The sequence below is a fragment of the Marinovum sp. PR37 genome (genome assembly GCF_028807375.1).
Classification (GTDB): domain Bacteria; phylum Pseudomonadota; class Alphaproteobacteria; order Rhodobacterales; family Rhodobacteraceae; genus Marinovum; species Marinovum algicola.
In genome coordinates this window covers 43,015-56,061 of sequence record NZ_JARAML010000005.1, presented here as the reverse complement: position 1 = coordinate 56,061, position 13,047 = coordinate 43,015, and the positions used below count along the sequence as shown (strand labels likewise).

Annotated in this window: 15 protein-coding genes; 3 read left to right on the top strand and 12 right to left on the bottom strand. The window is 65.1% G+C overall.

The features are described 5' to 3' along the window. Positions 1 to 6 precede the first annotated feature (6 nt). The 9 genes from PVW49_RS05950 to PVW49_RS05910 form a co-directional block, all read right to left on the bottom strand. The gene (locus PVW49_RS05950; protein WP_048529650.1) at positions 7 to 1,302 is read right to left on the bottom strand and encodes an amino acid ABC transporter permease; all 1,296 of its coding nucleotides are present in this window, start codon (positions 1,300 to 1,302) and stop codon (positions 7 to 9) included. A 3-nt stretch (positions 1,303 to 1,305) separates the two neighbouring features. Further along, positions 1,306 to 2,520, bottom strand: a complete 1,215-nt coding sequence (locus PVW49_RS05945; RefSeq protein WP_048529648.1) for an amino acid ABC transporter permease — start codon at positions 2,518 to 2,520, stop codon at positions 1,306 to 1,308. Between the two features lie 125 nt (positions 2,521 to 2,645). Then, positions 2,646 to 3,662: an amino acid ABC transporter substrate-binding protein gene (locus tag PVW49_RS05940; RefSeq protein ID WP_048529646.1), complete on the bottom strand. Its 1,017-nt coding sequence runs from the start codon at positions 3,660 to 3,662 to the stop codon at positions 2,646 to 2,648. A gap of 192 nt (positions 3,663 to 3,854) precedes the next feature. After that, the gene (locus PVW49_RS05935; protein ID WP_074834243.1) at positions 3,855 to 4,568 is read right to left on the bottom strand and encodes an ATP12 family chaperone protein; all 714 of its coding nucleotides are present in this window, start codon (positions 4,566 to 4,568) and stop codon (positions 3,855 to 3,857) included. After that, positions 4,565 to 5,236, bottom strand: coding sequence for an HAD-IA family hydrolase (locus PVW49_RS05930; protein WP_048529641.1), 672 nt, complete (start codon positions 5,234 to 5,236; stop codon positions 4,565 to 4,567). The genes PVW49_RS05935 and PVW49_RS05930 overlap by 4 nt, the downstream gene beginning before the upstream one ends. Next, entirely contained in the window at positions 5,233 to 6,279 is a 1,047-nt protein-coding gene (locus tag PVW49_RS05925) for an RluA family pseudouridine synthase (protein ID WP_274590116.1), read from the bottom strand. Before PVW49_RS05925 ends, PVW49_RS05930 begins: the two co-directional genes overlap by 4 nt. Next, the gene (gene crcB / locus PVW49_RS05920) at positions 6,276 to 6,653 is read right to left on the bottom strand and encodes a fluoride efflux transporter CrcB (RefSeq protein ID WP_048529637.1); all 378 of its coding nucleotides are present in this window, start codon (positions 6,651 to 6,653) and stop codon (positions 6,276 to 6,278) included. Before crcB ends, PVW49_RS05925 begins: the two co-directional genes overlap by 4 nt. A gap of 74 nt (positions 6,654 to 6,727) precedes the next feature. Continuing rightward, complete coding sequence (locus tag PVW49_RS05915; RefSeq protein WP_074834237.1) at positions 6,728 to 8,041, bottom strand: replication-associated recombination protein A; 1,314 nt, start codon at positions 8,039 to 8,041, stop codon at positions 6,728 to 6,730. A gap of 4 nt (positions 8,042 to 8,045) precedes the next feature. Continuing rightward, positions 8,046 to 9,425 carry a trypsin-like peptidase domain-containing protein gene (locus PVW49_RS05910; protein WP_074834236.1) on the bottom strand — a complete coding sequence of 460 codons (1,380 nt, stop codon included), beginning with the start codon at positions 9,423 to 9,425 and terminating at the stop codon, positions 8,046 to 8,048. A gap of 123 nt (positions 9,426 to 9,548) precedes the next feature. On the opposite strand from PVW49_RS05910, the gene PVW49_RS05905 reads away from it, so the two are divergent. From PVW49_RS05905 to PVW49_RS05895, 3 genes are all read left to right on the top strand, one after another. Continuing rightward, positions 9,549 to 9,755, top strand: coding sequence for a hypothetical protein (locus PVW49_RS05905; RefSeq protein ID WP_048529630.1), 207 nt, complete (start codon positions 9,549 to 9,551; stop codon positions 9,753 to 9,755). Position 9,756: 1 nt separating this feature from the next. After that, positions 9,757 to 10,212 (top strand): host attachment family protein, encoded by a 456-nt coding sequence (locus PVW49_RS05900; protein WP_048529629.1) that lies wholly within the window; start codon positions 9,757 to 9,759, stop codon positions 10,210 to 10,212. A 137-nt stretch (positions 10,213 to 10,349) separates the two neighbouring features. Beyond that, positions 10,350 to 10,733, top strand: coding sequence for a thiol-disulfide oxidoreductase DCC family protein (locus PVW49_RS05895; protein ID WP_048529625.1), 384 nt, complete (start codon positions 10,350 to 10,352; stop codon positions 10,731 to 10,733). A gap of 7 nt (positions 10,734 to 10,740) precedes the next feature. Here the strand turns inward: PVW49_RS05895 and PVW49_RS05890 are convergent, their stop codons facing one another. From PVW49_RS05890 to arsH, 3 genes are all read right to left on the bottom strand, one after another. Further along, positions 10,741 to 11,415 (bottom strand): YitT family protein, encoded by a 675-nt coding sequence (locus PVW49_RS05890; RefSeq protein ID WP_274590115.1) that lies wholly within the window; start codon positions 11,413 to 11,415, stop codon positions 10,741 to 10,743. 114 nt (positions 11,416 to 11,529) lie between these two features. After that, positions 11,530 to 11,949 (bottom strand): 50S ribosomal protein L17, encoded by a 420-nt coding sequence (rplQ, locus tag PVW49_RS05885; RefSeq protein WP_048529621.1) that lies wholly within the window; start codon positions 11,947 to 11,949, stop codon positions 11,530 to 11,532. 258 nt (positions 11,950 to 12,207) lie between these two features. Next, the gene (gene arsH, locus PVW49_RS05880) at positions 12,208 to 12,918 is read right to left on the bottom strand and encodes an arsenical resistance protein ArsH (RefSeq protein ID WP_274566197.1); all 711 of its coding nucleotides are present in this window, start codon (positions 12,916 to 12,918) and stop codon (positions 12,208 to 12,210) included. Positions 12,919 to 13,047: the final 129 nt, after the last annotated feature.

Sequence of the window (13,047 nt, the reverse complement as noted above, 5' to 3'; positions counted from 1 at the left end):
CTCCTCTTAACGGTGATCGGTCTGAAGCTGACGCTCCAGCCATTGTGAATATTGCGAGATCGAGTAGCAGACGATGAAGAACAGGAAGACCGCAAAGCCCCAGAGTTCCCAATAGACGCCGTTCCACTCGGTCGAGGCGAGGATCGGTCCGCGGATCATGCCGACAAGGTCGAACATCGAGATCACCGAGACCAGGGTGGTGTCCTTGAACAGGCCCACCGCCACGTTGACGATGCCCGGGATCGAGATCTTGAGCGCCTGCGGCATGATGATCAGCCGGGTCGCTTGGGCATAGTCGAGGCCGAGGCTGTCGGCCGCCTCGTACTGCCCGCGCGGCAGCGCCGCCAGCCCGCCCCGGATCACCTCGGCGATATAGGCCGAGGCAAAGGCGGTGATCATGATGATTACCCGGATGATCAGGTCGAAGGTGGTGCCCGGCGGCAGGAAATAGGCCAGCACGACGTTCGCCACGAACAGCAGGGTGATCAGCGGCACGCCGCGGATGAACTCGATGAAGACGACGCAGATCCACTTGATGATCGGCATGTCCGACTGCCGCCCCAGCGCCAGCAGAATGCCGAAGGGCAGCGACAGCGAGACGCAGACCACGCCCAGGATCATGTTGAGCATGAAGCCCCCCATGTCGCGCGAAGGCACGGCCTCCAGCGCCAGGAAACCCGGTGCCGACCGGATGGCGAAACCGCCGAGGAACCAGGTCACCAGCGCCGCCACCAGAAAGGCCAGCGCGCCCATGGCAAAGCTCTGATGTTCGACCTTCTTGAAGGCGGCAAAACCCACCAGGAAGCCCGCCAGCGCCACCAGCGGCGCCAAGAGCGTGCCGCCCCAGATCAGCCAGAAGCCAATGAAGGGATAGAGGCCGGTAAAGAACAGCATCTGCTTGGGCAGCTTGTTGAACAGCACCGGCGCGGCGGCCAGGCCGAGCAGCACGAAGGCCAGGATAAGCCGCCAATACTGGTCCTGCGGATATTTGAAGCCGAACAGAAGCTGGTTCCAGCGTTCGGTGAGCACCGAGAAACAGCCGCCGGTGGTGCCTTGCAGGATCTCGCGGCATTCGGCGAGCGAATTGGTCGACCAGATGCCGTTGACAAACCACGGAAAGGCGCCGGCGACGATCTTGTAGATCACGAAGATCGCGATCACGGTCATCAGCGTGTTGGCCCAGCCGCGGAACAGGTTTTCGCGCATCCAGTGGACGACGCCCACCTCGGAGGCCGGCGGCTCCTGTTCCGGCAGCATGGTCTCGCGCACGAAAGCGACGGAATGTGCGTGCATGTCACTCATGGCTCAGCGCTCCTTCAGCTTAACGGCGTTGTTGTAGACGTTCATGATCGCCGAGATCGCGAGCGAGATCGTCAGGTAGAAAAGCATCAGCAAAAGCACGCATTCAATGGCACGGCCTGTCTGGTTCAGCGTGATGCCGCCCAGGGTGCCGGTCAGATCCATGTAGCCCACGGCGATGGCGAGCGAAGAGTTCTTGGTGAGGTTGAGATATTGCGAGATCAGCGGCGGGATGATCACCCGCAGCGCCTGCGGCAGCACCACCAGGTTCATGATCCGGTTCGGCCGCATCCCGAGCGAGGCCGCGGCCTCGGTCTGGCCCTTGCTGACCGCCAGGATACCGGCGCGGACGTTCTCGGCGATGAAGGCGGCGGTATAGATCGACAGCGCGAACCACAGCGACAGCAGCGAGTTGCGCATGTAGATGCCGCCCTGGAAGTTGAAACCGGCAAGCTCAGGATATTCCAGCGAGATCGGCATGCCGAGGACAAAGAACATCAGCAGCGTCGGCACAAAGAACAGCGCCGCCGTGGGCCAGGCGCGCGGCAACAGCACGCCTTCATTGTAGAGCTTCCTGGTGGTGTAGCGGCGATAGACCACGATCGCCACCAGCGAGGCGATGAAGGTGGTGACGACCAGCCAGGAACCGGGCTCGTAGATCGGCGCCGGAAGATAGAAGCCACGGCCGGTAAAGGCGAAGGCCTCCCACAGCATCGACGCCTCGGCATCGTCGCCGCGGAAGTCGCGCGGTTGCGGCAGAACGGCAACAAAGACCGCCATGATGATCAGGATCCAGATCAGCACCGGCACATTGCGGAAAATCTCGACGTAGACCGACATCAGCTTGCGGATCAGCCAGTTCGGCGACAGCCGCAGCACCCCGACAAAGACCCCGACGATGGTCGCCATGATACAGCCCATGACCGCCACCAGAAGGGTATTGAGCACCCCCACCATCGAGGCGCGCCAATGGGTTGACTGGCTGTTGTAGTCGATCAGGGTCTGGTTGATGTCGTAGCCGGCCGGCTCACCGAGAAAATCGTAAGAGATGTTGAGCCCGGCGGCGGCGAGGTTCTGGACGAGGTTCCACCCCAGGTAGGCCATGGCAAAGATCAACAGGATCAATGCGATGAACTGGAAGGTGATGGACCGGTAACGGGTGTCGTTGATCAGCTGCGATAGCCGGAACGACTCCACCGGAGGGTCGGTGACGGTCGACATGATATGATCCCTGAGTGTCCGCGATCTTGGGGGCCGGCGGTTTTCCCGCTCTGAGGCCCGGTGCGGAGGTTATTGTGCACAATGCAACAAGGGCGCGGTGTGACCGCGCCCTTGCCGTGTCAGACTTAGCGGAACGGCGGTGCGTAGAGCAGGCCGCCATCGGTCCATTGTGCGTTCAGACCACGCGACAGGCCGACCGGGGTGTTCTCGCCGATGTGCTTCTCGAACAGCTCACCGTAGTTGCCGCCGGCCTTGATCGCACGTGCGGCCCAATCGGCGTCGAGGCCCAGCATCTCGCCAAGGTTGCCTTCGGTGCCCAGCAGACGGTTGATTTCGGGGTTCTCGGTGCCCGACATCATTTCGTCGATATTGGCCGAGGTCACGCCCAGCTCTTCTGCCGCGATCAGCGCGTTCAGCACCCAGCGATTGACATCACCCCATTCGTTGTCGCCGTGGCGGACAAGCGGGCCGAGCGGCTCTTTGGAGATGATTTCCGGCAGGACGACGTGATCGCCCGGGTTTTCGAACGCGGCGCGCGTGGCGGCGAGGCCCGAGGCGTCGGTGGTGTAGACGTCACAGCCACCTTCGAGATAGAGCGGCTGGGCTTCGGCGTTGGTTTCGATCGGAACCGGCTCGTAGCTGATGTTGTTCTTGCGGAAGAAGTCCGCCAGGTTCAGCTCGGTCGTGGTGCCGGTCTGGATGCAGACGGTCGCGCCATCGAGTTCCTTGGCCGAGCTGACACCCATGTCCTTGGGAATCATGAAGCCCTGACCGTCATAGTAGTTCACGCCGACGAATTCGAACTTCAGGTCGACATCGCGCGAGAAGGTCCAGGTGGTGTTGCGGGCCAGCAGATCGATCTCGCCCGAGGCCAGCGCGGTAAACCGCGTCTTGCCGGTGGTGGGGACGAATTCGACGGCCGTCGGATCGTTCAGCACGGCGGCGGCGACGGCGCGGCAGATGCCGACGTCAAAACCGTCCCAGTTGCCGTTGGCGTCGGGGGCGGCAAAGCCCACCAGGCCCGTCGTCACGCCACAGTTGAGCGTGCCGCGTGCCTTGACGTCATCCAGCGTAGCTGCGGCGGATGCGCCAGCAGCAAGACCGGCGACCGTCAGCGCGCCAAAGAATACGGATTTTTTCATGATTACCTCTTCCTGTTTTTTGAGCCGCCATGTCACTCGAGCGGTCTCGGCCTCCCTCGCGGGACGCCACACTCTTGTAAGGAAGCCTCGCTCCCCAACGGCCCAAGTGTGGGCGGATTTCCGCAGAAACGTCAAGCCTAGCATGTGACAAATTGCCCGCAGAACTGGCACATTTCCGGCACTGACGCCGGGTCACTGATCCTCCGACAAGCGCCAGACCTCTGCCGCGTGCAAAAAAGCGGCCCGCTTCAAAGCGGTTTGATTCTGTGCCTCTTCGTCCTCGCCCCATTGCTCTTCCTGCCAGGTCTCATCGATCCGCGACAGCTCCCAGAGCGCCTGTGGTTCGTTTTGCCCCCGAGCCACCGCCAGGCCGATCACCAGCGAGCCCGAGAGCGACACCAGATCATGCAGCGCCGCGAGCTGAAACCGCGTGCAGGCATGGACGGCGCGGCGCAGCGGCACCAGCGCCGCCGCGTCCTGCGACAGGTGCATCACGCCCGAGGTGACGGCCAGCCGCGCGCCAAAGGTCTCGTCCGCCCAGTCCAGCAGCGGATCCCACCCGGCGTTCTGCCGCTGGCGCAGCGCCTCCGGCGCTTCGGCGCGGTAGCACAACAGGTCGGTGCCGCCATAATCGGCGATCATGTCCGCCACTTCCGCCTGCTGGACCGAGACCTTGTCGATGGCGGCATTGGCGGTCCGGGTAAACGGCATTCGGGTCGGATCGATTTGCTCGTCCACCGCCTCCCACTCGGCCCGCACCGCCTCGGCAAAACCTTCGCTCGGCAGCACCAGCGGCGCCTTGGCCGGGGTCTTGACCGGCCGGGTGTCGAGATAGACGCCGTAGCCGCCGGCCTCTGGCCGGATCTCGGCCGTCTTCCAGAACCGTTTCGCTTTCCACGCGCTCATGCGCCCTGCCCCCATCTTTCCCCGAGCACCTCCGGCAGCGCCGCCATCTCGTTCAGGATGATATCCGCCGAGGTCAGCGCGCTGACCGGGTGATAGCCATAGCTCATGCCGATGGCAAAGATCCCCGCCGCGCGCGCCATATCCATGTCGAAACTCGTGTCGCCCACCATCACAGCATCAGCCTTGTCCACCCCGGTCTCGGCCAGCGCCGCCTCGAGCATCGCCGGATGCGGCTTGGAGGGGTGAAAATCCGAGACCTGCTGGGTGACAAAACGCCCGGTCAGCCCCTGCGCCTCGAGCAGCGCGGTCAGGCCGCGCCGCGATTTGCCGGTGGCGATGCCCAGAAGCCAGTCCTCCTGCCGGGCCAGCCGATCGAGCACCTCGGCCACGCCGGGATACAACGGCCCGCTGTGGCCGGCCTGGCGTGCGCCCACATAGGCGTCCTTGTAGTGGGCGACCAGCGCCTGATGGGTTTCGCCGGGCAACCCGGGCGCCAGCCGCGCCATCGCCACCTCGAGCGAGAGACCGACAATCGAGAGAATGTCGGCCCGGGCCGGCGGCGCCATCTCCAGCGCGCCAAAAGCCGCGTGCATGGCGCCGACGATATCGCCCTGGCTGTCCACCAGCGTACCGTCGACATCAAAGATCACCAGCCGCAAACGGCTCATTGCAGCGCCTCGAAAGGGTCGTCGTCGGCGAGATCCTCGGTCCAGCCGAAGGTTTCGAAGGTATGGGCGAAATGCTCGGGCAGCGGTGCCGTTATGGTAATCGGCTTGCGCGTCTTGGGGTGTTCCAGCCGCATGGTGCGGGCGTGCAGATGCAGCTTGTTCGAGATGATCCCGCCAAGCTTGGCGCCCCAGCCGTCGCCCAGGTTCTCCTGCCCCGAGCCCCCGTATTTGCCGTCGCCGACGATCGGATGGCCGATCTCGGCCATATGCGCGCGCAGCTGGTGGGTGCGGCCGGTGATCGGCTCCATCGCCACCCAGGCGGCGCGACTGGCAACGCGATAGAGCGTGGCATATTGGGTGATCGCGCGTTTTGCGCCCGGCGTGCTGTCGATCTCGCGCGGGTGGACGGCGCGCATCTTTTCGCCTTCGCCATGGGCACCGTGGCCGCCGGCCTTGACCAGCCCGAACTTGATTTCGCCGAGATAGGGCACCGGCACGCCGGCGACCACGGCCCAGTAGATCTTGCGGGTCTCGCGGTGGCGGATCGCGGCGGTCAGCAGGCGCGCCATTTCCTGAGTGCGCGCCAGCAGCAACACGCCCGAGGTGTCCTTGTCGAGCCGATGCACCAGACGGGGCTTTTCGTCATAGCCGAAGCGCAACGCCTCGGCGAGCCCGTCGACATGGCGGGTCTGCTTGCTGCCGCCCTGGGTCGGCAGGCCCGGCGGCTTGTTCAAGGCGATGATATGGTCGTCCCTCCAGATCACGCAGGCGCGGATCATTTCGGCATCGGCCTCGGACACGATGTCGCGCTTCGGCGCCGGCTTGGCCAGCTCGGCATCGGGGATCGGCGGAATGCGCACCTCCTGCCCCGCCTCGATCCGGGTCGCGCTCTTGACCCTTCCGCCATCGACCCGAAGCTCGCCCTTGCGGCACATCTTCTCGATGCGGCCCTGGCTGAGATGCGGAAACATCCGCCGCAGCCAGCGGTCGATCCGCTGCCCGCCATCGGCCTCGCCCACGATCTGTTTCTGTACGCCACTCATGCGAAATACCCCCGCGCCGCCATCATTCCGGCAAAAAGCGCCGCAATCGCCACCCCGACCGAGCCCGCAACATATAGCGCCGCCGTCGTCACCTGGCCGCGCTCGAACAGCGCCACCGCATCCAGCGAAAAGGCCGAGAACGTGGTGAACCCGCCCAGCACGCCGGTCATCAGAAACGGCGCGAAGCGGGTCGCATGGTAATGCGCCAGCACCACCACCAGCGCGCCCATCAGGAACGAGCCCAGAACGTTTACCAGGAGCGTGCCCCAGGGAAAGCCGTGCCCGATTACGCGCACCGCGGCAATCCCGGTGAGATAGCGCGCGCTCGCGCCGATTGCGCCGCCGGCGGCGACCTGGAGAAGGGTTGATGTCATGGCGCGTCTGTCGCGCGGGTGGTGCCACTTGTCAAGCGGCCTCCGGCGCGCGGGCCGGGACGCCGGCGGGGCCGCTAGCCCTCGTCCCGCTTCGATCTCAGCTTGGCGAAATAATCCACCCGCTTCTTCAGCTCGCGCTCGAAGCCGCGTTCCACCGGCAGGTACATCACCGGGCGTTTCATCGTCTCGGGAAAGTAGTTCTGGCCGGAAAACCCGTCTTCGGCATCATGGTCGTAGGCATAGCCGTCGCCGTAGCCCTGCTCTTTCATCAACCGGGTCGGCGCGTTCAGGATGTGTTTCGGCGGCGGCTCCGATCCGGTGCGTTTGGCCTCCTTGCGGGCCGCCTTGTAGGCGACATACGCCGCGTTGGATTTCGGTGCCAGCGCCAGATAGACCAGCGCCTGCGCAATCGCCAGCTCGCCCTCGGGGCTGCCGAGGCGTTCGAAGGTCTCCCAGCTCTGCAAACAGACCGCCTGGGCCTGCGGATCGGCCAGGCCGATATCCTCGACCGCCATGCGGGTGATACGCCGCGCCAGGTAGCGCGGGTCTTCGCCGCCCTCCAGCATCCGCGCGAACCAGTAGAGCGCCGCATCCGGGTCCGAACCGCGCACCGATTTGTGCAGCGCCGAGATCAGGTTGTAATGCGCGTCCCCCGATTTGTCGTATTGCGCCGCCCGCCGCATCAGCCGCTGCGCCAGCGCCTGCGGATCGAGCTTGCCCGACACCTCCCAGGCCATCACCTGCTCGATCAGGTTCAGGAGTGCCCGGCCATCGCCGTCGGCCATCTCGAGCAGCGCCTCGCGCGCCGGCCCGTCCAGCGGCAGCGGCCGGTCGAGTTCGGTTTCGGCACGCTGCGCCAGCCGCTCGAGATCGGCAAGCTCCAGCCGGGTCAGCACCAGCACCTGCGCCCGGCTCAGAAGCGCGGCGTTGAGCTCGAAAGAGGGGTTCTCGGTGGTCGCGCCCACCAGCAGGATGGTGCCGTCTTCCATATGCGGCAGGAATCCGTCCTGCTGCGCCTTGTTGAAACGGTGGATCTCGTCGACAAAGAGCAGCGTGCCCTGGCCGTTGGCGCGGCGGTGCTTGGCGGCCTCGAAGACCTTGCGCAGCTCCTGCACGCCGGTGAAGATCGCGCTGATCTGGACGAAATGCAGGTCGGTGACATCGGCCAGCAGCCGCGCGATGGTGGTCTTGCCCACCCCGGGCGGCCCCCAGAACACCAGTGAAGACAGCGCACCGGATTTCAGCATCACGCCGAGCGGCGCCTCGGGGCCGAGAACCTGCTCCTGGCCGATCACCTCTTCCAGCCTGGCCGGCCGCAGCCGGTCGGCCAGCGGACGCGGGGCGCTGTCGGGGACCGCATCGGGCGAACTGTCGAAGAGATCCGCCACCCGATCAGACCCGGAACCGCAGCGCCAGGCGGCGATTGCCGCGCTGGACCTGCACCGCGACCCGGCCCGAGGCCTGCCCCAGAAGTCGCGCCGCCTCGGACGGTCGCTCGATGGCATACCGTCCGACAGCCAGCAGGATATCGCCGGCGCGCAGCCCGATGCGCGCGCCCACGGCCCCCGGCTCAAGCACGATCACGCCGCTGGCATTCGCCGCCAGCCCGAGCTCGTCGCGCAGCGCCGGGTTGAGCCGCGCCAGCCGCAGCCCCTCGAACCGATCCTCGCGGCCCAGCACCAGCTCTTCGCGCGGCGGGTCATCGGGCGGTGCGATCAGGGTCACGCGGGCCTCGGCCGGGCGGCCGCCGCGCATGTAATCCACCGTCACCGATGCGCCGATGCCGCGCACCGACATTCGATAGATCATCTCGGCCGGCGTGTTCACCGGCAGGTCATCGACCGCGAGGATCACATCCCCAACCTCGATCCCCGCCACGGCAAAGGGGCTGGCCGCATGCAGTTCCGAGATCACCACGCCGCCCGGCAGCGCCAGGCCGAGGCCATCCGAGAGATCGGCATCCACCGCCTGGCCGTTCATCCCCGCCCAGGGCCGCAGGAAGCGATCCTGGCCGTCGCGGGCCTGGGCCACGAATTGCGCCACCAGCGAGGCGGGAATGGCAAAGCCGATGCCGTTCGATCCGCCCGACCGGGTCAGGATCGAGGTGTTGATGCCGATCAGCCGGCCGCGGGTGTCGATCAGCGCACCGCCGGAATTTCCGGGATTGATCGGCGCGTCGGTCTGGATGAAATAGCCCCGCATATTGCCGGTCGCCACGCCGGATCGCGCCAGCCCCGACACGATGCCCGACGACACCGTCTGCCCCACGCCGAAGGGGTTGCCGATCGCCAGGGTCAATTCACCCACCTCAACGGTATCACTGTCGCGCAGGGGCAGATGCGGCATGTCGCTGGCGCCGTCGAGTTGCAGGATCGCCAGATCGCTCTGTTCGTCGGCCAGCAGCACCGAGGCGGAATATTCGCGACGGTCGTTGAGCACGACGCTGATGTCGGTCGCCTGGCCGATGACGTGGTAATTCGACACCACGATGCCATCGTCCGACAGGATCACCCCGGAGCCCAGCGAGTTCTGCACCCGTGGCTGGCGCTGGCCGAACTCGCGGAAAAATTCGCCAAAGAACGGATCCTCGGCAAAGGGGCTGCGCCGGGTCTCGACCACCCGGCGGGCATAGATATTGACCACAGCGGGAGCGGCCTCGCGGACCAGTGGCGCAAAGCTGAGCGAGATCTCGGCGCGGCTCTCGGGCACGCGGGTCTCGGACAGGGCCGGGCCGGACAGCAAGGCTAGGGCAAGGGCCAGGAACAGTCGCATCTTCCCTCCTTCTCGGGGTTCGGAGCTGATATGCCCGTCTGCCCCGGCTGTTTCAAGCCGCAGCCGGAACCGCGGCGCCGCTGATGCGTTGATCGCCTGAACCGCTGGAAAAAGGAGGCTACCATGGCAGACCGCAAGAGGTCACAGGACGGCGAACGGGAGACAGAGAAATATGTCGACGACGCCGCAACGCCCAGCCAGCAGGGCCGCGCTGACGGCAATCTCGAGCGCAAGGTCGGCACCCGCGATCTGCTCAAACAAGCCGAAAAGGACCGGCCTGGCGTCACCCGCGTGCGGAAAAGCGACAAGTTGGAAAAGGGAGAGGACTGACATGGCGCGGATCAGAAATGGCACCTGGATCGTGGTGACCGACAGCGAGAAGGCGCTCTTCCTGCGCAATCTGACCGATCACGAGGATCCGCACCTCGAAGTGACCGGCAAGGACGAACAGGAAAATCCCTCGGACATCGAGCAATCCGCCAACCGTCCCGGGCGGATGCAGGACACCGGCGTACAGCAGCGTTCGGCGCTGGACGACACCGACTGGCACGAGCTGGCCAAGGAGCGGTTTGCCGCAGATCTGGCCGAAAAGCTCTATCACGAGGCGCATGAGGGCAATTTCGAGCGGCTGATCCTTGTCGCCTCGCCGCAGGTGCTGGGCGATTTGCGCGCCGAACTGCATCAGGAGGTGAGCGACCGGGTGGTTGCCGAGATCCCCAAGACGCTGACCAACCATCCCGTCGGCAAGATCGAAGATCTGGTCAAGAAGGAACTCGACGCCGGCTGAGCGCGTTGACCGGGTACGTAGTGAGTATGGGCCAGTCCGAAGGGGCTGGTCCTTTTCATTGTGCCTCCCTGCGACCGCAGGTCACTGGGCACCAACGAATTCATGATTAGATACGTCAGGCACCTCAGGAGGTTTTCATGTCCTCTCAGCCCGAAACACGCGCACTCTACAACGGCGATTGTCCGATCTGCGATGGCAAAATGGGCAGCTATGCCGCCTATTCCCAAGCGCGCGGCCTGCCGATTGCCTTTGACGACCTCAACAGCGGCGATCTCGCCCGCTGGGGTGTCACCGAGGATGCGGCGACACGGCTGTTGCATGTGCGGCACCGCGGCGAATTGCATCTGGGGTTTGACGCCATGTTGGTGCTCTGGGCGCAAATGCCGCGCTATCGCTGGCTGGCGCGGATCGGGCGGCTGCCGGGGATTTACCAGATTTGCGACCGGGTCTACGCCGATATCATCGCCCGTTGGATTTACGCGCGGCACAGGCGGCGCAAGGCCGCCGGCAAGATCGCGTAACCTTGGCTCACGATCTTGAACGTCGGGGCCTGTCGTCCCGAAGCTGGTCTGACCGCGGCGCGCTGGCCGCCGCGCGGCCATAGCCCGGGCGGCCGGTTGCGCTTTGGGCGACATCGAAATTCCAGATCACGGCAAAATTGGTGATCAGCGCGCCCAGCACCGAAAACAGCAGTTGCGAGGGCGTCAGCACCAGCGCCGAGGCCAGGAAGACCAGCGCATCCACCGCCAGCTGGAACCAGCCGGCCTTGAACCCGGTCTTCTGCTCCAGAAGGATGCCGACGATGGTCATCCCCCCGGCCGAGGCATTGTGGCGAAAGGCCGCGACCAGCCCGACGCCGCTACAGGCACCGCCCAGCAGCGCCGCAATCGGCGGATCGAGGCGGTCAAAGCCCATGGTGCGGCCGAAGGCCTCGGACATGAGCGACACCCCGGCCACCACAACCACCGTGCGCAGGGCAAAGTCCGGGCCGCGCTTGACCCAGGCGAGGATCAGGAAGGGAATGCCGATCAGAAAGAACAGCGGGCCGAAACCCAGCGGCAGCACGTAAGACAGCAAAAGCGCGATTCCCGCGGTCTGCCCGGTCACCAGGCCGGCGGATTTCAGAAACACCACGCCGATGCTGATCAGAACGATGCCGAAGGTCAGCCCCTGGAGATCAAACACGGACACTGGCAGTTTCATTGCGATCTCCGAAAGCGGTGCGTCGCCGCAAGACAATCAGTTGCCAGCCCTCGTGGCAAAGAAAAACCCCCGCTCGAAAGAACGGGGGTTTGAAATGGGCGAAACCTGGACGGTTTATTCGTCCGCCGCTTCCATCTCGGCCAGGCGGGCCTTGTCGGCGGCGCCTTTTGCATCGACGTCGCGGTCGACCAGTTCGATGATCGCCATCGGTGCCATGTCACCATAGCGGAAGCCGGCTTTCAGAACGCGGGTGTAGCCGCCCTGACGGTCGGCATAGCGCGGGCCGAGCACTTCGAAGAGCTTGGCGACGTCCTTGTCTTCTTTCAGCGCGGCTGCGGCCTGACGGCGGGCGTGGATATCGCCGCGCTTGCCGAGGGTGATCAGCTTTTCGACAACGCGCTTGAGTTCTTTTGCCTTGGGCAGGGTGGTCTTGATCTGCTCATGTTCGATGAGCGAGCCGGCCATGTTCGACAGGAGCGCCTTGCGGTGCTCGTGGGTGCGGTTCAGGCGGCGGTAACCTTTTGCGTGACGCATGTGTTTGGTCCTTCATGTGCCCTCTACGGGCGGTTTTGCTTTGTCCGGCGGCCCATGCGTGGCGGGCCGCTCTCATTGGGGCGGGATGCCCGGAAATTGCAAAGGGCCCGAAGGCCCCGTCGCAGCCACCCCGGGACAGGCCCGGAGGGATGCGGGTCTTTAGCCGAAAAGGCGAAGGCGGGCAAGCCCCGGTTTTGGCGCTGCGGTCCTGCCCTGCCTCGCCGCGCCCCGGACCCCGCTCCGGGGCCTCCTGGCGTGCTAGATCGCCTTCTGGTTCACCCGTTGCGACAGGCGCTCGGCGCTTTCCACCCGTTCGCTGTAGCGATCGGTCAGATGCGCCTTGAGATCGCGGGTCAGCAGGGTGAATTTCACCAGCTCCTCCATCACGTCGACGATCCGGTTGTAATAGGCGGAGGGCTTCATCCGCCCGTCGCCGTCGAACTCCAGAAAGGCCTTGGCGACCGAGCTCTGATTCGGGATCGTCAGGCAGCGCATCCAACGGCCCAGAACGCGCATCTGGTTGACCGCGTTGAAGCTCTGCGACCCGCCCGAGACCTGCATCACCGCCAGCGTCTTGCCCTGGGTCGGCCGCACCGCGCCGAGCGAGAGCGGGATCCAGTCGATCTGGGCCTTCATGATGCCGGTCATGCTGCCGTGGCGCTCGGGCGAACACCAGACCATGCCCTCCGACCAGGTCACCAGATCGCGCAGCTCCTGCACCTTGGGATGGTCGGCCTCGGCATCGTCGGGCAATGGCAGGCCGGAGGGATCGAAGACCCGCGTTTCGCAGCCCAGTTTCTGCAAGATGCGCGCGGCTTCCTCATTGGCCAGCCGGGAATAGGACGTCTTGCGCAGCGAACCATGCAACAGCAGGATGCGCGGCTTGTGGGTCGCGCGCAGCGGCGCGCCAAGCGCCGCCAGATCGGGCTGATGCAGCTTGGTTTCGTCGAGATGCGTATTGTCTGACATGGTGCGGCTCCCTTTCCGGCGGCGAATGCAGAGCGCATCTAGCCGTCCGGCCGCCCGGCCGCAAGTCTATTTCATGATTTCTCGAAATATCGAGCGCATGGCCGCAAAAGAAAAAGGGCAGGTGCTTGC